The sequence below is a fragment of the Paracoccus niistensis genome, assembly GCF_042432925.1.
Lineage (GTDB): Bacteria > Pseudomonadota > Alphaproteobacteria > Rhodobacterales > Rhodobacteraceae > Paracoccus > Paracoccus niistensis.
On sequence record NZ_JBHLWE010000002.1, the window covers coordinates 162,402 to 182,478 of the forward strand.

Genomic DNA, 20,077 nt, shown 5'->3' on the forward strand with positions numbered 1-20,077 from the left:
TGACAGGCCGTGGAGGCAACGGGACAACCTCAAGGCCCGGGCGAATGGACTTTCTCTTTGCCTGGAAATCCGCGGTGCTGCGAGGGCGCGAGACCCCCGCTGCGGCTCAGGCCGTTTCGCCCGACCAGTCGATCGGGGGCTCACCCCGTTCCTCCAGCCAGCCATTCACCCGGCTGAAGGGGCGCGAGCCGAAGAACCCTCGCTTGGCCGAAAGTGGCGAGGGATGGGCGCTTTGCACCACAAGGTCCTCGGGCCGCGGCAGTCCTTCGGCGACCTTCGCCGCATGGGCGCCCCAGAGGACGAAGGCCAGCGGGTGGTGGCGCTGCGCCTCGGCGATGGCTTCGCGGGCCAGCCGCTCCCACCCCCAACGGGCGTGCGCGCCGGCCTGGCCGGGCTCGACCGACAGCGCGGTGTTCAGCAGGAGCACACCCTGCCGCGCCCAGGGGGTCAGGTCGCCAGAAGACGGGCGCGCGCCGGTGTCGGCCTGGAGTTCCCTGAAGATGTTGGCCAGGGATCGCGGCAGCGGCACGCCGGGGTTGACCGAGAAGGCGAGTCCGTTGGCATGGCCCGGCGTCGGATAGGGGTCCTGACCCAGGATCACGATGCGCACCTCGGGCGGTGCCAGCGCTTCGAGCGCGGCGAAGACCCGCTGAGGGCCGGGCAGCCAGTCGCGGTCCCGCAGACGCTCGCGGATGGCGGGCCAGGCCTCGGCGAAGAAGGGCAGATGCGCCCAGGCTTGCGGAGGGACCGGGTCCGTCACGGCCGGAGCCTCCGGCGGGGATACTGGGGGACAGAAGAGAACATGCGCTTACGCCGGGGGTGCGCCGGTGATGGCGGCCAGGCGCGCCAGGCGTTCCCTGGCCTTGCCCGAGTCGATCGACTCGCGCGCGATCTCGACACCCTCGCGCAGGTCGGCGGCGCGACCCGCCACCACCAGCGCGCCCGCCGCGTTCAGCAGGACGGCGTCGCGATAGGCCCCCGCCGCTCCGTCCAGCAGCGCGCGCAGGGCGGCGGCGTTCTGGGCAGGCTCGCCGCCCACGATCTCGTCGAAAGGGTGGACCGGCAGGCCCGCGTCCTCGGGCGAGACCTCGAACTCGGTCACCTCGCCGTCCTTCAGCTGCGCCACGCGGCTGGGCTCGACGATGGACAACTCGTCCGTGCCGTCGCCGCCGTGGACCAGCCAGGCCGAGGTGGACCCGAGTTCCCGCAGCGTTTCCGCCATGGGACGCAGCCAGTCGGCGGAATAGGCGCCGGTCAGTTGTGCCCTGACGCCCGCCGGGTTCGTCATCGGTCCCAGCAGGTTGAAGATCGTGCGCGTTCCCAGTTCATGCCGCGCGGGGCCGACATGGCGCATCGCCGGGTGGTAGGTCGGCGCCATCATGAAGCAGATGCCGCAGTCGTCCAGCGAGCGCTGCGCCAGCGCCGGTCCGCCCATCACGTCCAGCCCCAGGTGCGTCAGCGCGTCGGCCGAGCCCGATTTCGACGACAGGTTGCGGTTGCCGTGCTTGGCGACCGGCACGCCCGCGCCCGCCACGACAAAGGCCGTCGCGGTCGAGATGTTCAGCGTCCCCTTGCCGTCGCCCCCGGTGCCGACGATGTCGATGGCGCCTTCGGGCGCGGTGATGCGGTTCATGCGGGCGCGCATGGCGCGGACGGCGGCGGCGATCTCGTCCACCGTCTCGCCGCGCACGCGCATGGCCATCAGAAGCCCGCCGATCTGCGCCGGCGTGGCCTTGCCGTCAAACAGCGCGCCGAATGCCGCCTCGGCCTCCTCGCCGGTCAGGGGGCGGCTGGCGGCGACGCCGATCAGAGGGCGGATGTCGGTGACGGCGCTCATGCGGCCACCCCCGCCGCGTTCGAGCAGCGGCGCAGGAAGTTGCCGATCATCTCGTGCCCGTGCTCGGACCGGATGCTTTCGGGGTGGAACTGCACGCCCTCGATGGGCAGGCTGCGATGCGCCAGTCCCATGATTGTCCCGTCGGCCGCGGTCGCCGTGACACGCAGGCAGTCGGGCAGGCTCTCGGGTTCAACCGTCAGCGAGTGATAGCGCGTGGCGCGCAGGGGCGAGGGCAGGCCTGCGAAGACGCCGGTGCCGTCATGCGCGATCTCGTCGGTCTTGCCGTGGACGATGCGGGTTGCGCGGACAACGCGGCCGCCGAAGGCCTCGCCGATCGCCTGGTGGCCAAGGCACACGCCCATCAGCGGCACGCCCGTCTCGGCCGCGGCGCGGATCAGGGGCACGATGATCCCGGCCTGCGCGGGCGCGCAGGGGCCGGGCGACACGAGGATGCCGGCCGGGCGGCGGGCCAGCGCCTCGTCCACCGTCAAGGCGTCGTTGCGGATGACCTCGACCTCGGCCCCGGCCTCGCCCAGGTAATGGACGAGGTTCCAGGTGAAGCTGTCGTAATTGTCGATCATCAGGATCGAGGGCCGGATGCCCGGGGACGGCGGAAGATGGGGCCGGACAATAGCCGTGGGGGTCATCGGCGCCTCGCAGGAAAGGGGGCAGGAACGGGATCGCCGGGCGCCGCCGGAAGGGGCTGGCCCGCCGGCGGCGGTAGGCTATAGATGCTCCCAAGCCGCGCGGAGGGTCAAGCCCGCCGGGCGTGCCGCACGGTCACGAGGCCGCGCAACAGGACCACAGGGCAAGGCAGAGGGCAGGGCAATGGCGGGTTTCTGGACCGGGCTGGTTCACGGCACGCTGGTATGCGGCGCGACGCTGGCGGCGCTGTCGCTGGTCTTTCCCCATGGTGATGCCAAGCAGGACGCGGCTGCGCCGCAGGGGCAGGCCTCCCCGCCCCAGCCAAGGGAGCAGGCGTCTTCACCTGCGGCGCAACCGCAGGCCCCGGCACCGGAGGCGGCTCTGACTCCCGCGCCCTCGTCTGCAGTCATGGCGGCGGCGCCCTCGCGTGGTCCGGCGCTGGACGGTGCCGCTGCTGGCCCGGACGTCAACGACGCTACTGCCGCTGCCGAGACTGAGCGCCCCGCGCTGCAACCGCTGCCCGATCCCATCGGCTCGGATTTCCGCCGGGGCTCGGACGACCCGCCCCGCGCCCCGGCTGCCTCTCCCGCGCCACCGCCGGGCGAGGCTCCGCGCAGCCTTGCCGCCGGGCCGGAGCTTGCGCCTGCGCCTGCAGCGATCCCTGCCGAGAATCCGCGCGTGCTGGTCGCGCCCGCCGCTCCCGCCGGGATCGGCCTTCCGGCCGAGCCCGAGCCGCTCGACCGGCCGCAGATGGAAACGCCCGTCACGCCCGCCCAGCCTGGCCGTGTCGCCGATGCCGCGCAGGACGCGCTGCCCAGGCCCAGCCGGCCCGAGCCGGTGGCGGCCACAGAGGCTGCGCCCGTGCCTGGTGGCGCCAATGCGGCGGAGGACGAGGCCACGCGCGCTGAAGAGCCCGCCCCCGAAACGGCCCTTGCCGCACAGGATCAGGAGCCCACAGCCGACGCGGTCAGCACGGCGTCGGCGGACCCGCAGCGCCCCGAGGTGCCGGAAGCGCCGTCTGACCTCGCGGCCCTCACGCAGCCCGACAGCGCAGCCGCAACCTCGCCCCTTGATACCGAGGCGCCGCAACAGCCCTCTGTCGCCTCCGAGGACCGCTCGGCCGCGATCGACAACCTCCAGCGTGGGGGCGACGCGCCCGCCGCAAACCACGCTGCCGCAATCGAAGCCCGCGTTTCGGCTGCCACGCCTTCCGCGAACCGCGCGCCCCGGCCCGCGCCCGACCTCTCGATCCCGCAGGCCTTTGTCGCGCCCGGGACCCCGCGCATGGCCCCGCCCTTGCCCCAGCCCGCTGGGGCCACCCCGCCCGTGCCAGACCTGTCCGACCTGAAACCCGGAGCTTCCCGCTGATGCTGCCCCTGAACCCCGACCTCGCCGCCACCTTCCGCCCTCCGGTGATGGAGGCGCGGCGCTGGCTGCAGGGGCTTGCGCCCGACCCCCAGCGCCCGCTGATCAACGTCAGCCAGGCCGCGCCCATCGACCCGCCGCCCGAAGGGCTGCGCCGCGCCATCGCCGAGGCCGCGCTGACCCAGGCCGAGGCGCATCTGTATGGCCCGGTCCTGGGCAACGGCGAGCTGCGCGAGGCCGTCGCCGCCGAATGGAACCGCGCCTACGGGGCGAGCCTGACGGCCGGCAACATCGCTATCACGCAAGGCTGCAACCAGGCCTTCTGCGCGGCCATCGCCTCGGTCGCGCGGGCCGGGGACGAGGTCATCATCCCGGTGCCATGGTATTTCAATCACAAGATGTGGCTGGACATGCAGGGCATCCGGGCGGTGCCGCTGTCCTGCGGGCAGGGGATGGTGCCCGATCCGCAGGCCGCAGCCGCGCTTGTCACGCCGCGCACCCGCGCGCTGGTGCTGGTCAGCCCCAACAACCCCTCGGGCGCGGAATATCCGGCCGAGGTGGTGCGCGGCTTCTTCGACCTCGCCCGCGCGCGCGGCTTGGCGCTGATCCTCGACGAAACCTACCGCGACTTCGACTCGCGGGAGGGCGCGCCGCATGACCTGTTTGCCGACCCCGACTGGAGCGACACGCTGATCCAGCTTTATTCCTTTTCCAAGGCTTATCGCCTGACAGGGCACCGGGTCGGCGCCCTTGTCGCCGGGGCCGAGCGGCAGGCCGAGGTGGAAAAGGTGCTGGACACGCTGGCCATCTGCGCCTCGCAGCTGGGGCAGATCGGCGCACTTTGGGGGATGCGGAACCTGGGGGACTGGCTTGCGGGCGAGCGGGCCGAGATCCTGCGCCGCCGCGATGCGATGGCCCGCGCAATGGCGGGGCTGGACGGCTGGCGGCTGAAGGGCTGCGGCGCTTATTTCGCCTGGGCGGAACATCCCTTCGCGGAAAGCTCGGCCACGCTGGCGCCGAGACTCGTGCGCGAGGCGGGCGTTCTTCTGCTGCCCGGAACCATGTTCATGCCCGAAGGCGACGCGGACGGTCCGCGCCATGTCCGCATTGCCTTCGCCAACGTGGACGAGGGAGGAATCGCCTCACTGGCGGACCGTCTGGCCGCCTTCCGGGGGTAAGACCCGCTGCGGCCTTGCCGGATGGCAGGCCCGGCCCTAAACACGCCGGGCCGAAACTGCACCAGACAAAGGAACAGCAGATGACCAGCTTGCGGACCAAGGGCAAATCCACGGTGGTCTGGCTGCTGATGGGGATGCTGCTCCTGGGCCTGGGCGGCTTCGGGATCACCAATTTCTCCGGCACCGGCACGGCCTCGATCGGCGCGGTCGGCGACACCGAGATCAGCGCAGACGACTACCTGCGCGGCATCCGCTCCGAGATCCAGGGCTTTGCCGCGCAGACGGGCCAGAACCTGACGCCCGAGCAGGCCCGCACCTTCGGCATTCCCCAGACCGTGCAGGCACGCCTGTTCACCGCCGCCGCGCTGGAAGAGGAAGCCCGCCGCATCGGCCTGTCCGTGGGCGACGAAACCGTGCTGCGCGACCTGACCGCCGCCCCCGGCTTCCAGACCACGGGGGGCCAGTTCGACCCTGCCCGCTACCAGGATGTGCTGCGCCAGGAAGGTCTGCGCCCGGCCGAGTTCGAGGAGGACGTCCGCATGGACGCCGCCCGCCTGATCCTGCAGCGCGCCGTGATCGGCGGCGTGACCGCGCCCCCGACGCTGCTCGAGGGCACTGCCGCCTGGATTCTCGAAAAACGCGACTTTTCCTGGGACGAGCTGACCGCCGAGGACCTGACCGCCCCTGTCACCGCCCCGGATGACGAGACGCTGACGGCGTGGCACAAGGCCAATGCCGACCGCTTCACCTCGCCCGAGGTGCGGCGCATCACCTATGCCTGGCTGACGCCCGAGATGCTGGAGGCGTCGGTCGAACTGGACGAAACCGCGCTGCGCGATCTCTACCAGCAGCGCATCGCCGAGTTCCAGCAGCCCGAGCGCCGCATGGTCGAGCGGCTGGTCTATGAAAGCCAGGAGGCCGCCGCCGCCGCCAAGGCCGGGCTGGACACGGGGCAGGTGACCTTCGAGCAGCTTGCCGCCGAGCGCGGACTGACGCTGTCCGACATCGACCTGGGCGAGGTCTCCGAAGCTGACCTTGGCGCGGCCGGCGCCCCTGTCTTCGCGCTGGACCAGCCCGGCGTCGTGGGGCCGGTGCAGACCGATCTCGGGCCCGCGCTGATCTCGATGAACGCGATCCTCGAGCCGGTGAACATCCCCTTCGAGCAGGCCGTCGTGGACCTGCGCGCCGAAGCCGCCGCCGACCGTGCCCGCCGCGTGATCGAGGAACAGGCCGCCGACCTTGAGGACCGCATCGCGGGCGGCGCCACGCTGGAGGAACTGGCCGAAGCCACCGACATGGAACTGGGAAGCATCGAGTTCTCGGCCGAGACGCCGTCCGAGGGAATCGCCGCCTACCAGGCCTTCCGCGAACGCGCCCGCGCCGTGGCGCCCACCGACTTTCCGCAGATCTTCCAGCTGGACGACGGCGGTGTCTTCGCCCTGCGGCTGGACGAGATCGTGGCCCCCGCGCTGATCCCCTTCGAGGAGGTCCGCGAGGAGGTGCTGGCCGACTGGACCGCCGCCGAGACCCGGCGCGAGCTGAAGGCACGCGCCGAAGAGCGCAAGCTGCTGGTCGAATCCGCCGCGAACGGCGATCTTCCCGCCCCGGCCGAGGGTGCCGCGCCCGCGCCCGCCACGACCTTCCAGGTTGCGACGGATGTCGAGCGCGACACCGGCATCGAGGGCGTGCCCCAAGCCGTTGTTGCACAGGGCTTCCGTCTGGCCGGGCCGGGCGAGGTCGCCGTGGTCGAGGCCGAGGGCCGTGTCTTCATGATCCGGCTGGATGGCATCAAGTCCGCCGACCTGACCACCGAGGACGCCGCGCCGGTCGTAAGTGGCGTGACCCAGCGCCTGACGGATTCGCTGCAATCCGACCTGTTCCAGGCTTATGCCCGCGCGCTTCAGGCCCGGCACGGGATCACGCTGAACGACGGGGCGCTGGCCGCCGCCGAAGCGCGGATCCAGTGATGGAGCTGACGCCCGACTTCGCCGCCTTCGAGCGCGCCTGGGCCGAGGGCCGCAACCAGCTGGTGACGATCCGGCTGGCCGCAGACCTCGACACGCCCGTCAGCCTGATGCTGAAGCTGGCCGAGGCCGCGCCCTTGTCCTTCATGCTGGAAAGCGTGACCGGGGGCGAGGTGCGGGGCCGCTATTCCATTGTCGGCATGAAGCCCGACCTGATCTGGGAATGCCGGGGCACTCAGGCCCGCATCAACCGGCAGGCGCGCTATTCCGACAGCTTCGAGGACGATCCGCGCCCACCGCTGGACAGCCTGCGCGCGCTGATCGCCGAAAGCCGGATCGAGATGCCCGAGGGCGTCCCCGCCAGCGGCGCGGGGCTGTTCGGCTATCTCGGTTACGACATGATCCGGCTGGTCGAGCATCTGCCGCATGTGAACCCCGACCCTATCGGCGTGCCTGACGCCATGCTGCTGCGCCCTTCGGTCGTGGCCGTGCTGGACGGGGTGAAGGGCGAGGTTCTGCTGTGCGCGCCCGCCTGGCACGATCCGGGCGTGCCCGCGCGCGCGGCCTATGCCCAGGCCGCCGAGCGGGTGATGGAGGCATTGCGTTCGCTCGACCGCCAGCCGGCCGAGCCGCGTGCTCTGGGCGAGACGGGCGACGTTGGCGAGCCGCGGTCGAACTTCACGCGGCAAGGCTATGTCGCGGCGGTGGAAAAGGCCAAGGACTACATCCGCGCGGGCGACATCTTCCAATGCGTGCCCTCGCAGCGCTGGGTCATCGACTTCCCGCTGCCGCCTTTTGCGCTGTACCGCAGCCTGCGCCGGACGAACCCCTCGCCCTTCATGTTCTTCCTGAACATGGGCGGCTTCCAGATCGTCGGTGCCTCGCCTGAAATCCTGGTCCGTGTCCGCGATGGCGAGGTGACGATCCGCCCCATCGCAGGCACCCGCCCACGCGGCGCGACGCCCGACGAGGACCGCGCCAACGAGGCGAGCCTGCTGGCCGACGAGAAGGAACTGGCCGAGCACCTGATGCTGCTGGACCTCGGCCGCAACGACGTGGGCCGGGTGGCGAAACTCGGCAGCGTGCGCCCGACCGAGGAGTTCATCATCGAGCGCTATTCCCACGTCATGCACATCGTCTCGAATGTGGTGGGCGAGCTGCGCGAGGACGAGGACGCCCTCTCCGCCCTGCTGGCGGGTCTGCCGGCGGGCACCGTCAGCGGCGCCCCAAAGGTCCGCGCGATGGAGATCATCGACGAACTGGAACCCGAGAAGCGCGGCATCTACGGCGGCGCCATCGGCTATTTCGCGGCCAATGGCGAGATGGACATGTGCATCGCCCTGCGGACCGGCGTCGTCAAGGACGGCACACTCTACGTGCAGTCGGGCGGGGGAGTCGTCTATGACAGCGACCCCGAAGCCGAGTTCATGGAATGCGTCCACAAGTCGCGCGCCATGGTCCGCGCGGCCGAAGGCGCGGGCCGCTTCGTTCGCGGGAACGGATAGCGCGGCGCTGGATCTAGCCGCGGGACCGGAGCCAGCCCCCATCGTCGTGTACGACGATCCCGGGATATTTGTACAAGAACGGGGCCGCTCTCTGGAGAGCGGGCCATGCGGAGCAAACGATACATGCGCTGCGCCGGGGTTCCGGCGCAGCGGTAATGCTGATCTGCGCTTCCGCCCTGACGATCAGCCTGCGCGGGCGGTCCGGATGGCTCCGGTCTTCATGGAAGGCGTTGCCTCCTCCTGCTCGCGGCGGATGCGCTGGGCCTCCTCGACCCGCATCCGGGCCTTCATCAGGCCAGCCTCCTCCTCGTCGGTGTCCAGCGCCAGCTCGTAGCGGCGGATTTCCTTGGCCATGCTTTCCTCCCTGCATGGTGGATCAGACGAACGTCCGGGGTGTTTCGCGGTTCCCGGGAACCACCCCCACGTTGTGCCGGTTCTGTCCCCATGACAACGGAGACGATCATGCCCCATCCCGAAAATCCGACCGAGCCGCGCCACGCGAACAGCGACGTCAAGCGGGGCGAGTCCGCCGACGAGCCGGCGCCGTCACTTCAGAACGAATACACGGGCGACTCGGTGCGCGACGGCATCCCCGCGAACGGCACCCAGCCGACCGAAGCACGCGGCCCCGACGACGTCGGCGCCTGAACCGAGAAGGAGAGTCACATGGGCAATCTTGACGCAGAAAATGTCCGCTATCAGCGCACCGAGGACGTGAGCCGCGACAATGCCGAGCGCATGAAGCGCCAGCAGACCGAGCAGGAGGCGGCGATCCGCGATCCCCAGACCAAGGAAGGCAACGTGCCCCCAGCCGACGCGGGCAAGGCCGCGGGATGACGAAGAAGGCCGGGGAAATCCCCGGCCTTTCGCTCAGTCGCTGCCCCGGTAGGGCTCGACATATTGCAGCGCAAGGTCCCAAGGGAAGAAGATCCAGGTGTCCTGGCTGACCTCGGTGATATAGGTCTGGACCATCGGCTGGCCCTTGGGCTTGGCATAGACGGTCGCGAAATGCGCGCGTGGATACATCTGGCGCACCAGTTCCAGCGTGCGGCCGCTGTCCACGAGATCGTCCACGACCAGCACGCCCTCGCCATCGCCCATCATCGCGGGGTCTGGGGCCTTCAGCACCTGCAATTCGCCCTGTTCGCCCTTACGGTAGGATTTCACGCTGATCGTGTCGATGGTGCGAATATCGAGTTCCCGCGCGACGATCATCGCCGGGACCATGCCGCCCCGTGTGATCGCCACCACCGCGCGCCAGTCGCCGCCGCCCTGCGGGGCCTTGTCCTGCAGCCGCCAGGCCAGCGCGCGGGCATCGCGGTGCATCTGGTCCCAACTGACATGGAAGCCGCGTTCATGCGGCAGGCGATCCGGGCGGCCCTCGGGGCGAGACATGGCGAACTCCTTTTTCAGTGGCGGAGCATCAGCGTCAGGCCGAGCGCCCCGATCAGCGTGCCGGCGATGCGGTCGATCCCGGTCTTGGCGGCACGATAGCCGCGCCGCATGGGGCCTGTCGCCATCAGAACCGTCACGGCGGCGTAAAAGCAGACCTCGACCGACAGCGCCACCAGATAAATGACCGCCGCGCCCGCCGTCGAGAGGGCAGGGAAGATCCCCATGATGACACCCGCGTAGAACAGCGCAGGCTTGGGGTTCGACAGGTTCAGCGCCAGCCCCTGACGGAAGCCGGGGCCCGCGACCGACTCGCCCTCCATCGCCAGCGGGTCGGCGGCGTGGCGCCACATCTGGACGGCGACCCAGAGCAGGTAGGCCCCGCCGAGAAAGCGCAGGATCGTGTAGGACTGCGGCAGGGCGCGGAACAGCACCGTCAACCCGAACAGCGCAAACAGGCACCAGAAAGAGGCCCCGATCGCCAGCCCCATCGCATAGGGCATCGACGCCTGTCGCCCGCGCGCGGCGGCCGAGCGGCTGGCCGCGATGATCGCGGGACCGGGCGACAGGATCGCCACGCCCAGCGTCGTGACGAAAAGCCCCAGCGCGGGCAGGGTGATCGCGCCCATCAGCGGCGGTTCATTCGGCCGCCTTGCGCCCCGTCACCGCGTCGATGTCGGGCGCGTCCACCGCCTTCATGCCGACGACGTGATAGCCGGCATCGACGTGATGCGTCTCGCCCGTCACGCCCGACCCGAGGTCCGACAGCAGGTACAGCGCCGACTTGCCCACGTCCTCGGTCGTGACGTTGCGCCGCAGGGGCGAGTTCAGCTCGTTCCACTTGAGGATGTAGCGGAAGTCCCCGATCCCGGACGCCGCCAGCGTCTTGATCGGCCCGGCCGAGATCGCGTTCACCCGGATGCCGTCCTTGCCCAGATCCTCGGCCAGGTAGCGGACCGACGCCTCCAGCGCCGCCTTGGCCACGCCCATGACGTTGTAATGCGGCATCACCCGCTCGGCCCCGTAGTAGGTCATCGTCAGGACCGACCCGCCGCGCGGCATCATCGCCACCGCGCGCTGCGTCACGGCCGTGAAGGAATAGACCGAGATGTCCATCGTCATCAGGAAGTTGTCGCGGGTCGTGTCCACATAGCGGCCGCGCAACTCCTCCTTGTCGGAAAAGCCGATGGCGTGGACGAGGAAGTCCAACTGCCCCCAGCGATCCTTCAGCGACGCGAACAGCGCGTCCACCGAGTCCATGTCCGCGACGTCGCAGGGCAGCACGATGTCCGAGCCCAGTTGCGCGGCCAGCGGCTCGACCCGCTTCTTCAGCGCCTCGCCCTGATAGGAAAAGGCCAGCTCCGCGCCCTGGTCCGCCAGCGCGCGGGCGATGCCCCACGCGATCGACTTGTCATTGGCCAGCCCCATGATGAGGCCCCGCTTTCCCGCCATCAGACCCGCTGCCGGGGCTTCGCTTGACATGGGTCGTCCCTCGCGTTTTCAACCTTCGGTGAGGATTAGGGCAAAGCCAGAGGGGCATCAAGATGAGCGACCGCACCGGCATCTTCGAAGGCGACGATCCCTTTGCCATCGCCCGCCGCTGGCTGGACGAGGCCACCCGGACCGAGCCCAACGACCCCAACGCCATCGCCTTGGCCACTGTGGATGCCGAAGGCCTGCCGGACGTCCGCATGGTCCTGCTGAAGGAGATCGAGCCGGGGCCGCAGGGCGCTTTCGTCTTCTACACGAATTATGACAGCGCGAAGGGCCGCCAGATCTCGGAAACGGGCAAGGCCGCCTTTGTCATGCACTGGAAGTCGCTGCGGCGACAGGTCCGGGTCCGCGGCACCGTCACCCGCGAGGAAGGGCCTCAGGCCGACGCCTATTACGCCAGCCGCGCGCTTGAATCCCGCATCGGCGCATGGTCCAGCCGGCAGAGCCAGCCGCTGGACAGCCGGGGCGCGCTGATGGCCGAGGTCGCGCGTCAGGGTTTGCGCCACGGGTTGAACCCGACGCGGCCCCCCTTCTGGGGCGGTTTCCGCATCACGCCCGTCCAGATCGAGTTCTGGGCCGACGGTGCCTTCCGCCTGCATGACCGGTTCCGCTGGACACGGCACACGGAAAAGGATTGGCATGTTTCACGCCTGCAGCCATAGGTTGCAGATTTTTTGAAACAGTTTGTAAAGATTCTGGCAGAGTAACGCCGGGGCAGGGGTTTTCTCTCGGTCCGGTTGTGCTACCTTCGCGCCTGCGCTCGTACCGTGGCGCCAATCTGCAACTTGAACGTGATGCCCAACCGGACACCCCGGGGCACACAAGAGGCTGGGCTTAATGAACGGCGAAGACCCTTCTCTGGGACAATACGTGAAGGGGCAGATCAAGTGGTTCGATCCGGCCAAGGGCTTCGGCTTTCTGGCTGACATGACCGGCGGGCCTGATGTCCTGCTGCATGGGAATGTCCTGCGGAACTTCGGGCAAAGCTCGGTGGTGGAAGGCGCCCTGGTCGAGGTCCGGGCGATCCAGACGGCGCGCGGCCGTCAGGCGACCGAGGTGCTGTCGATCGCGCCCGCGCCCTCCGAATCGGGTGCGCCCATCGCGGAACTGGAGGAACTGGGCGAGGATGAGTTGCGCGCGCTGCCGCTGCTGCCCGCGCGGGTCAAGTGGTTCGACCGCAACAAGGGCTTCGGTTTCGCCAATCTTTTCGGCCGCAAGGGTGACGTCTTCCTGCATCTCGAGGTCTTGCGCCGCGGCGGCTTTGCCGATCTCGTGCCCGGAGAGGCCGTGGGCCTGCGTGTCTTCACGGCCGCGCGCGGCATGATCGCGGCCCAGATCGTCGCGTGGGAGAAGGCGGTGTCGGAAAGCGAGCTTGGCACGGGGGGCGAACCTCCAAGGGGCAGCTCCTGCGCCGTCGAGGGGAAGGGCGAAACAAGGGTGGTGGAGCGGATGCGGACGCTGTCGACCTCCACCCGGCCCAAGCTGACGCTGAACAGCAAGGCCCCTCAGTGAAACGGCTCGCCGCCCTGACCGTTCTGGCGCTGGCCATGACCGGCAGCGTGGCACAGGCGGCGAGTTGCGCGCGGGATGCGGCGATCCTGCTGACCCCGGACGGACGGGAACAGCGCGTCACGGTCGAGATCGCCGACGACGCGGCGGAACGCGCCCAGGGTCTGATGTATCGCAAGTCGCTGCCCCCGGACCACGGGATGCTGTTCGTCTATCAAAGCCCGCAGCCCACGAGCTTCTGGATGAAGAACACGCTGATCCCTCTGGACATCCTGTTCTTCGACGCGCGCGGCGTGCTGCGCCACGTTCATTCCCACGCGCGGCCGCTGGACCTGACCTCGCTGCCCGGCGCCTTGCCCGGCGATCCCGATCCGAACCGCATGTTCGTCCTGGAACTCGCCGGAGGAGAGGCCGCGCGCAAGGGCCTGGTCCCTGGTACCGCGCTGGGCCACCCGGCCGTTCCGCAGGGCGATGCCGCCCGGCCCTGCGACTGAACGCTTTCGGCTTTCCCCGGCCGCGCGGCCGGTCTAGAAGGTTCTCGGTCCGGGGCGTGGCGCAGCCTGGTAGCGCGACGGTTTTGGGTACCGTAGGCCGGAGGTTCGAATCCTCTCGCCCCGACCAGCACCTGGCTTGTTCCGAACGGATCCGGTTTGCAGGACGGTTTGCAGAATCGTCCCGCTTGGTTCTCACCATCAGGCATGACCTAGTACATCCAGGGCGCCTACGATCTCGACAATCCGGGCCTCTGGGATGTCGAGCACATCTGCAACGCGGGCGGCACCTTGGCCGCAGCGGCGCCTTATTCCTTTGGGAACTGTGCGCTGGACCCAGACGACCCGGATCGCTGCTTCGCTTCGGTCAAGCTGCCAGGTGTGGAGTACCAGACCATCGAGCTGCGCCGGGTGTCGCGCGGCAACTGGCAGATCCTGCGCCAGATCACGAACACCTCTCCGGAGCTGCGCGACCGATACCCCCGCGTCGTGAAAGCGCAGGGAAAGTTCCTGACCTGGCTCGACGGCCGGGACGCGACTGGCGCCACGACGCCGCTTCTGCCGCTGTCTGGCTAAAGGCGGGGACCCAACCGTCAGGCGTTCGTGAAAAGGGCCGCAATTGACCTATCAATCGGGGACTCGGCCGCCCTGCGCCGGAGATCTGCGAGGATCACGTCCCGGTTCTTGCGATAGTAAGGCACGTCGAAGACGCCAGCAAAGTTGTCAATTTCCCCAATCGCGTCGAGCGTCGCCATGGTCCGGTAGCACTTGGCGCAACGGGAGCAGTTCTTGGTTGCGCCATAGGACCGAGCTCGATTCCTGGCGACCTGTACGCAGACGTCCAGCATCGACCTCACTATCGGGTCAGAGGCGATCTTGATTGTTTTCTCAATGCGCGTCTCGCCTGCGTTCGCGCAGATCATGCGAAGCTTTCCAGGGGAAATCAGAGGTAGAAGGATCGCGTCAATGTTTGCGAGGGATTCAGAGCCTCGCAGGTTGAGTTCACTGTATCCGTAACCTGATGCGTACAGGTATGTGTCGATCTCGTGCTCGAACAGTGCCGCAGCCGATGCATTTCTCATCGTATGCGTGCGCATGAAGTCGTAGTTTTTGTCTACTCTGTATGCATCCACGATGTTGGAGTGGACGATATGGTAATGACGATCTGTGGCCGTGGCAAAGCTGGAAACACGATCCGCGGCGCCGTTGAATAGCGATGCCGCCGCACGGGTCTGGCCTTCGAGATCGGTGTTGAAGGCCCCGACGTCGAATGTGAACAGGTCGGTCACTTTCAAAGCGCTCTGGGTCCCGGTAGCCTCGAACCACTTCAAGGCGGCGAAGCTGTCCACCCCCGCAGAAAAGCCTGTCGCAACCCTTAGCCCCGGCCCCGCCGCTTGCGGAGGTTCATCCGCGATGTCGCATTCGATCTGTATGCGCTTCAGCCCAGGATCGAAGTTGTGGAAAAGGGCTTGGATGTCACTACGAAGGAGATGCAGCAACAAACTTGGGAGCTTGCCCTCAATTTGGAGACAGCGGCCGGTTCTCATTGCGGGCAGAAGCAGTCCGATCGCAACCCAAGCAGCCGAGGTTGCGGGCCGAGGATGCCCAGTCGAACTCCGAACGTCGTGTGTCAGGTGAGAAAGTCCTGCGAGACCCGAGACGTCGCAATGATAATTCCCCCCGCTAGGCGTGCGGGAAAATCCGACATTGGTTACCTTTATGGGTTTCACTGCTGCGCCCTTGGAATACCAGAGGTTGTAACGCATATGCCGAGGCGCGTGCTCATGCAACGATACGAAGGCGGCTGGCGGGTGCCCCAAGCTTAAGGTTCCAGCCACACCAGCGGCTGAAGTGATGCTCGGCGACAGCCGGCGTCATGTTGGGATGCCGCACTGACCTTCCGAAGTACTTCAAGGATGGAACGGATGGATCGACCGCCCGAGTTCTGGGTCGGGCTGGTTGCGGCCGCCCTTTACGTGTTTCGGAAAAACGAGAGCAAGAGCATCTGGATGCGGGTCACGGAGGCGGGGATCTCGGGCGGGCTGGGGTTCTCGCTGGCCCCGGGCGCCGCGCAGTGGGCGGGGGGCAGCGAGGCCATCGCGGCCGTGCTGATCACCTCGCTCGGCTATCTCGGGCTGGATGTGCTGACGTCGCGGGTGGCCGACCGGGCGGTCATCCACGAGATCATCGTGCGCCGCCTCGGCGGTGGGAGTAAGCCATGACGCACATGCCGCATCTGCACGGCACCCTCCAGCGGTGGGCCAAGCCATCGACCCTTCTCCTGATGGCCATGGCGGTCGCCTACTGGGCGCCCGGCATCTTCGACCGGTACATCCGCGATCGGCCCTGGATCAGCGCCGCGCTGGCGGTCGAGAGGTCCGACCATGGGGTGCGGCCCATGGTAATCCGCGAGCTGGTCGAGGCGGCGGCACCAGTCGCCGGCGAGCGCCTGATCTGGGTCGAGGACAGCCGGGGCATCCGCCTTTGCATGTCCCATCGCGAAGACAGCTGGGAGGGCCGCAGTGCCCGCACATGGTCGGCGGCGGCCTTCTTCGACCATGCCTGCGCCATCCCCGATGCGGAGCCCTGGCGCGCCTGCACGCGCTTCGTGGTCTCGACCGAATGGGGCAGCCGGGACGCCTTCGGGCCGTACTGCAGCGAACTGTTCGATCCGGCAGCGCCGCCCGCCTGAAGCCCCTGACCCATCGCCACCCCGCCCCGCCATCGCGCGGGGCTTTTTCGTGTGAGGATTCCATGGCCACGGAATATCCGGTTCGCGACTGGAAACCGATCCAGCAGCGGCTGCAGGATCTGGGCTTCTACGCCGGCCGCATCGACGGCGGGCGCGGCCCGCTGACCGATCAGGCCATCGTGGCCTTCAAGCGCTCGATCGGCTTTGTCGCGCGGCCCTTCTACGGGCCGCAGACGCACGAGGCGCTGATGACGGCGCCGACGGCGGCGGCCCACAGCCCCTATCCCTGGTATCGGGAGGCCGAGCTGGTGCTGGGGCTGCACGAACGAACGCATGTCAGCTGCCTGCGGTCCTGGTTCGATCAGGCGGTTGCGTGGATCGACCCGCGCGAGATCGCCTGGTGCGGCGCATTCGTTGCGACTTGCCTGCGCAAGTGGCGGCCCGGGATCGATCTGCCCGGCAACCCTCTGGGCGCGCGGCAGTGGGGCGCCTTCGGCGAGGCCTGCCCGCCCCAGCGCGGCGCGGTGCTGACCTTCTGGCGCGGCTCGCGCGATGGCTGGTAGGGGCACGTCGGCTTCTACGCCGGCGAGGACGACAGCGCCTTCCACGTCCTCGGCGGCAACCAGTCCAACGCCGTCACGATCACCCGCATCGCCCGCGACCGCCTGCTGCAGAGCCGCTGGCCCGCAGGTGTCCTGCAGCCCCTGCACATCCGCCGCCTGACTGCGGGCGGGAAACTTTCCACGAACGAGGCATGAACCATGCAAGAGCACCTGATGACGATCCTGACCTTCGCGGCCGGCGTCCTGTCCATCCTGATCGTGACCTATGGCCAGATCATCAACGCGCGGCTGAAGAAATGGTCCGAGGCCAAGCTGGCCGAGCACGGGCTGACCGAGGCCGCCAAGTGGCAGGCCGACCTGAAGGCGGGGCTGCTGACCGGCGCCAAGGCTGCGCTGCTGGACGGCAAGTCGATCACCGAGGCGATCAAGGCCGCGATCACCCACACCCTCGCCTCTAATGCGGACGCGGCGGCGGGGCTGCGGCCGCAGCCGGACGTCCTCGAGCGTCTGGCGACGGCCGCCGTTGCCGATGCCGCCGCCGACCTGGCCGCCACGGCGGCGAACGCGGTGAAGGCGGGCGCGGCAGCGGGTCCGGCACTGGACGAGCTGACGACCGTGCTCCACGGCGCCCTTACCGGCGCAGGTGCGCGATGAGCCCGGTCGTGATCGCTGGCGCCTGGTGGGCGGCCAGCCTCAAGGCGGGCGCCGCGTGGGGCCTGTGGCCGCTATGAGAGCGCCCCTCTTTGCAGGCTTTCAGGGCGCGTGGCTGCACTGGAACGGCATTGCACCGTCACTCAGACCCGTCACACGCCCGAGACGGACATGACGGCGCACTACCGCGAGGCACTGGACCAGGGCGTGGCCGGCTTCCGGGACGTGCTGCCCGAGCGGTTCGACGTGGCGGCGCGGAGATCCGCCGCAAGGCGGGCCTCGCCGGGCGCGGTCATCTGCTGGTCGTTGACCCATTGGGACCAGCCGCGCGATCCGGTGCGCCATGCCGTTGCCGCCGTCGAAGGGGCAGGGCCGCTCGACCGCTTCATCGCGGTCAACGAGCCGTCGGTGGGGCAGGCGGTCAGCGGCTGGACGGCCGACCATGCCGTGTGCATGGCGGTCGAGATGATGGACGCCGCCGGATCGGCGAACCCCTATGCCCAGTGGTGGACCTGCGATCCGGCGCATCACCGCGGGCCCGAGGTCTGGCGCGCCACGGACAAGTTGGTGCGGGCCTTCGGCCCCTCGATCGAGGTGGTGGGCTGCAACTATCATGCCGCCCATGCGTCCGCGCCCCTGCGCGACATCCTGCGCTGCGCGGCCGATTGTTACCCGGATCACCGGATCGGGCTGACCGAGACTTCATGGCACGACGGGCACGCGGGGTGCGAAGGACGCTTCCCACACATCCGGTCACGTGCCGAGTGGTGGGATCATGTCCTCGAGGAGATCGCCGCCTCGGGCGTGCCGCTGGCCTGCGCGACCTGGATGCCGTGGCTCGACATGGCCTTCGAGCCGGGGCCGGTCTGGCCGAACGGATGGCGCTGCCATGTACCAGCGTGACCCCACGGCATGCATCGGCATCACGCCGACGGCGCTGACCGTAACCGTGGACGGCAAGCCGGTGCTGGTGATTCCCCGCGAGCGGATGCTGGACCTGATGGTGCGGATTGGGATTGCACTGCGGAAAGCGCCGGGTTGCGGCGGCAGTTTGCCGCCGCAAGGGTTGTAGGAGCTGAAGTTGGCAGCATGCCCATCGTGCTCTGCAATCATGGCGGAACGGAGTGCCGACTGCGGGGCTTCACGCTTCAGTTGTGAAGCGCCTGTCTGTTCTGAACCTGGCGCATCGCCAGCTTGCGGGCCAGGCGCCCCGAGGGCAGCGGCCGGGCGGGCTCGGCCGCGACGCTGTCGTCCAGAAGCTGCGGGAAGAGGTCCAGGATCTCCTGCCGCGCCGCGGGTCCGACCGAGCGCAGCGCCTGCGGACCGGTGTAAAGGGACTCGGTCTCGGCGCCGTTCGAGATCACCACCTCGTGCCGGTCGAAGAGCAGGTGGAAATACTCGACCCCGGCCAGGTCCTCGGCCACGTCGATGCCGTCCAGCAGCACCAGCTGCTTGGCCGCCACCAGCACCTCGGGGGCGCCGAACATCCGCTGCGCGATCTTCGAGCGCACAAGGATGCGGTGCTGGGGCGAAACCAGCAGGTCCCGCGCCGGCGCGCCCTGCCCCAGGGCCCCGGCCCGGATCCGGATCGGCCGCAGGCGGGGCGTCTCTGCCAGCGTCGCGGCATCGACGCGGGACGAGCCGGTCCAGCGCAGCGGCTGCGCGCCGCGGTCGCGGGTCAGCACCAGGTCGCCCGCGCGCAGATCCTCGATGGCGACCGGGCCGCGCGGCGTCTCGATCAGGGTGCCGCGCGTGAAGCAGGCGACCTCCACGGTGACGAAGGCGGTATCCGTCGTGCCGCTGCCGCTGGCGATCTGGTAAGTGATCGTTTCCTCGCCCAGCACGTCCCCCGCCTTGAACTTCAGCGTGCCGTCGGGGTTGAGGGTGACCACCGTCCCCGAAACGAGCGTGACGCTGTCGCCGGGAGAGACCCTTTGCCCGTTGATATGGGTGATCGTGAGCGTCGCGCCCTGCGGCCCCGTGTCGTTTGCCAGCACATCGAGATCGCTCGTCCGCTGCGGGCCGATCATCAGGGTGTCGTTGTTGGCGATCACGGCCGTCTGCACGCTGTCGGCCACGATCATCAGGTTGGAATCATATCGGGAGTCGCCCGTGTCCGCGATGCCGACCCAGATGGTGTTCTGCACGCCGGGATTGACGGGGGCCTTCATGGTCAGCCGGACGGTCAGCCCGTCCATCTCGGTGTTGTACTGGCTGCCGGAGTTGTCGAGATACAGGTTCTCGTTGCTGGGCGTGATCGGGTCTCCGTTGACGTTGGTGCCGCCCGGCGTGATGTTGTCGATCGACACCTCGCCGGTCCCGATGGCGAGCTTCACGACCTCTCCGTTGACCTTGATGCGCACGACGTCATTGAAGCCCGCATCGGCGTATTCCGGGTACTCGTCCGACGAGAACACCAGCTGCATCGTCAGCACCGGGCCCGTGGGGATGAAGGTCGCCTGCAGGATCGCCCCGTCATGGGTCTGGGCTCCGCCGGCGGCAGCGTTCAGATCCGCGTTCCCTTCGACCCCACCACTTACGTCGGTGCCGAAACTGGCGGACTGGTTCGCCAGACCGCTTGCCCGCGTGAAATCCCCCGCCTGGCCTGTTGACAGGATGATGCCGCTGTTCGACGGCACCGCGCCGGGCGAGATCGTCTCACCGCTGGTATAGATGCCCTTCGAGGTTGCAGCGCCCTGATAGCTCGCCGAGACGAGCTGGATGCCTTTGACCTGCCATGGGATTTTTCCTCCACCGCCGATTAGAGTCCGCCCTAACTCGAGGACGGACA

The 20,077-nt window shown here is 68.7% G+C and carries 25 protein-coding genes and 1 tRNA gene; 17 read left to right on the plus strand and 9 right to left on the minus strand.

Annotation, left to right across the window (positions count from 1 at the left end; genetic code table 11):
• Positions 1–106: 106 nt before the first annotated feature.
• From ACFFII_RS00885 to ACFFII_RS00895, 3 genes are read right to left on the minus strand one after another with little or no spacing between them, the layout of a single operon-like run.
• A complete protein-coding gene (locus ACFFII_RS00885; protein ID WP_377696993.1) occupies positions 107–760 on the minus strand; it encodes a uracil-DNA glycosylase in 654 nt (217 codons plus the stop codon).
• A gap of 48 nt (positions 761–808) precedes the next feature.
• On the minus strand, positions 809–1,837 hold the full coding sequence (trpD, locus tag ACFFII_RS00890) for an anthranilate phosphoribosyltransferase (protein ID WP_377696994.1): 1,029 nt from the start codon (positions 1,835–1,837) through the stop codon (positions 809–811).
• Positions 1,834–2,418: an anthranilate synthase component II gene (locus ACFFII_RS00895; RefSeq protein ID WP_377696995.1), complete on the minus strand. Its 585-nt coding sequence runs from the start codon at positions 2,416–2,418 to the stop codon at positions 1,834–1,836. The genes trpD and ACFFII_RS00895 overlap by 4 nt, the downstream gene beginning before the upstream one ends.
• 247 nt (positions 2,419–2,665) lie before the next feature.
• On the opposite strand from ACFFII_RS00895, the gene ACFFII_RS00900 reads away from it, so the two are divergent.
• The 4 genes from ACFFII_RS00900 (at position 2,666) to trpE (ending at position 8,494) form a co-directional block, all read left to right on the plus strand.
• Positions 2,666–3,850, plus strand: coding sequence for a hypothetical protein (locus ACFFII_RS00900; RefSeq protein WP_377696996.1), 1,185 nt, complete (start codon positions 2,666–2,668; stop codon positions 3,848–3,850).
• Entirely contained in the window at positions 3,847–5,025 is a 1,179-nt protein-coding gene (locus ACFFII_RS00905) for an aminotransferase (protein ID WP_377697022.1), read from the plus strand. Before ACFFII_RS00900 ends, ACFFII_RS00905 begins: the two co-directional genes overlap by 4 nt.
• Before the next feature lie 80 nt (positions 5,026–5,105).
• On the plus strand, positions 5,106–6,992 hold the full coding sequence (locus tag ACFFII_RS00910) for a peptidylprolyl isomerase (RefSeq protein ID WP_377696997.1): 1,887 nt from the start codon (positions 5,106–5,108) through the stop codon (positions 6,990–6,992).
• Entirely contained in the window at positions 6,992–8,494 is a 1,503-nt protein-coding gene (gene trpE, locus ACFFII_RS00915) for an anthranilate synthase component I (RefSeq protein WP_377696999.1), read from the plus strand. The genes ACFFII_RS00910 and trpE overlap by 1 nt, the downstream gene beginning before the upstream one ends.
• Before the next feature lie 183 nt (positions 8,495–8,677).
• Here the strand turns inward: trpE and ACFFII_RS00920 are convergent, their stop codons facing one another.
• Entirely contained in the window at positions 8,678–8,848 is a 171-nt protein-coding gene (locus tag ACFFII_RS00920) for a hypothetical protein (RefSeq protein WP_377697001.1), read from the minus strand.
• 90 nt (positions 8,849–8,938) lie between these two features.
• On the opposite strand from ACFFII_RS00920, the gene ACFFII_RS00925 reads away from it, so the two are divergent.
• Entirely contained in the window at positions 8,939–9,142 is a 204-nt protein-coding gene (locus tag ACFFII_RS00925) for a hypothetical protein (RefSeq protein ID WP_377697002.1), read from the plus strand.
• 18 nt (positions 9,143–9,160) lie between these two features.
• Entirely contained in the window at positions 9,161–9,331 is a 171-nt protein-coding gene (locus tag ACFFII_RS00930) for a hypothetical protein (protein ID WP_175558846.1), read from the plus strand.
• Positions 9,332–9,364: 33 nt separating this feature from the next.
• Here ACFFII_RS00930 and gpt read toward each other — a convergent pair whose 3' ends face one another.
• The 3 genes from gpt to fabI are packed head-to-tail and all read right to left on the minus strand — an operon-like array spanning position 9,365 to position 11,368.
• Positions 9,365–9,889, minus strand: a complete 525-nt coding sequence (gene gpt, locus ACFFII_RS00935) for a xanthine phosphoribosyltransferase (protein ID WP_377697003.1) — start codon at positions 9,887–9,889, stop codon at positions 9,365–9,367.
• A 14-nt stretch (positions 9,890–9,903) separates the two neighbouring features.
• The gene (locus ACFFII_RS00940) at positions 9,904–10,515 is read right to left on the minus strand and encodes a LysE family translocator (protein ID WP_377697004.1); all 612 of its coding nucleotides are present in this window, start codon (positions 10,513–10,515) and stop codon (positions 9,904–9,906) included.
• Positions 10,516–10,525: 10 nt separating this feature from the next.
• Positions 10,526–11,368 carry an enoyl-ACP reductase FabI gene (gene fabI / locus ACFFII_RS00945; protein ID WP_090755951.1) on the minus strand — a complete coding sequence of 281 codons (843 nt, stop codon included), beginning with the start codon at positions 11,366–11,368 and terminating at the stop codon, positions 10,526–10,528.
• 62 nt (positions 11,369–11,430) lie between these two features.
• On the opposite strand from fabI, the gene pdxH reads away from it, so the two are divergent.
• The 5 genes from pdxH to ACFFII_RS00970 all read left to right on the plus strand — a co-directional run bounded on the left by pdxH (position 11,431) and on the right by ACFFII_RS00970 (position 13,956).
• On the plus strand, positions 11,431–12,042 hold the full coding sequence (gene pdxH / locus ACFFII_RS00950) for a pyridoxamine 5'-phosphate oxidase (RefSeq protein WP_377697005.1): 612 nt from the start codon (positions 11,431–11,433) through the stop codon (positions 12,040–12,042).
• Positions 12,043–12,217: 175 nt separating this feature from the next.
• Positions 12,218–12,892, plus strand: a complete 675-nt coding sequence (locus ACFFII_RS00955; RefSeq protein WP_377697006.1) for a cold-shock protein — start codon at positions 12,218–12,220, stop codon at positions 12,890–12,892.
• The gene (locus ACFFII_RS00960) at positions 12,889–13,383 is read left to right on the plus strand and encodes a DUF192 domain-containing protein (RefSeq protein WP_377697007.1); all 495 of its coding nucleotides are present in this window, start codon (positions 12,889–12,891) and stop codon (positions 13,381–13,383) included. The genes ACFFII_RS00955 and ACFFII_RS00960 overlap by 4 nt, the downstream gene beginning before the upstream one ends.
• A gap of 50 nt (positions 13,384–13,433) precedes the next feature.
• Positions 13,434–13,510 (plus strand) — tRNA-Pro (locus ACFFII_RS00965).
• Between the two features lie 251 nt (positions 13,511–13,761).
• Positions 13,762–13,956, plus strand: coding sequence for a hypothetical protein (locus ACFFII_RS00970; RefSeq protein WP_377697008.1), 195 nt, complete (start codon positions 13,762–13,764; stop codon positions 13,954–13,956).
• 17 nt (positions 13,957–13,973) lie between these two features.
• On the opposite strand, the gene ACFFII_RS00975 is transcribed toward ACFFII_RS00970, so the two are convergent.
• Positions 13,974–14,879, minus strand: a complete 906-nt coding sequence (locus tag ACFFII_RS00975) for a hypothetical protein (RefSeq protein WP_377697009.1) — start codon at positions 14,877–14,879, stop codon at positions 13,974–13,976.
• 426 nt (positions 14,880–15,305) lie between these two features.
• Here ACFFII_RS00975 and ACFFII_RS00980 point away from each other — a divergent pair, with 426 nt between their 5' ends.
• The 6 genes from ACFFII_RS00980 to ACFFII_RS01005 all read left to right on the plus strand — a co-directional run bounded on the left by ACFFII_RS00980 (position 15,306) and on the right by ACFFII_RS01005 (position 18,358).
• A complete protein-coding gene (locus tag ACFFII_RS00980; RefSeq protein ID WP_377697010.1) occupies positions 15,306–15,602 on the plus strand; it encodes a hypothetical protein in 297 nt (98 codons plus the stop codon).
• Positions 15,599–16,072 carry a hypothetical protein gene (locus ACFFII_RS00985; RefSeq protein ID WP_377697011.1) on the plus strand — a complete coding sequence of 158 codons (474 nt, stop codon included), beginning with the start codon at positions 15,599–15,601 and terminating at the stop codon, positions 16,070–16,072. Before ACFFII_RS00980 ends, ACFFII_RS00985 begins: the two co-directional genes overlap by 4 nt.
• A 62-nt stretch (positions 16,073–16,134) precedes the next feature.
• Entirely contained in the window at positions 16,135–16,635 is a 501-nt protein-coding gene (locus ACFFII_RS00990) for an NlpC/P60 family protein (protein ID WP_377697012.1), read from the plus strand.
• Positions 16,636–16,833: 198 nt separating this feature from the next.
• Entirely contained in the window at positions 16,834–17,289 is a 456-nt protein-coding gene (locus ACFFII_RS00995; RefSeq protein WP_377697013.1) for a hypothetical protein, read from the plus strand.
• Between the two features lie 108 nt (positions 17,290–17,397).
• The gene (locus ACFFII_RS01000) at positions 17,398–18,189 is read left to right on the plus strand and encodes a hypothetical protein (protein ID WP_377697014.1); all 792 of its coding nucleotides are present in this window, start codon (positions 17,398–17,400) and stop codon (positions 18,187–18,189) included.
• Positions 18,176–18,358 carry a hypothetical protein gene (locus ACFFII_RS01005; RefSeq protein WP_377697015.1) on the plus strand — a complete coding sequence of 61 codons (183 nt, stop codon included), beginning with the start codon at positions 18,176–18,178 and terminating at the stop codon, positions 18,356–18,358. The genes ACFFII_RS01000 and ACFFII_RS01005 overlap by 14 nt, the downstream gene beginning before the upstream one ends.
• Positions 18,359–18,434: 76 nt before the next feature.
• Here the strand turns inward: ACFFII_RS01005 and ACFFII_RS01010 are convergent.
• Positions 18,435–20,077 (minus strand): Hint domain-containing protein (locus tag ACFFII_RS01010; protein WP_377697016.1); only part of this gene is annotated, 1,643 nt, incomplete at its 5' end.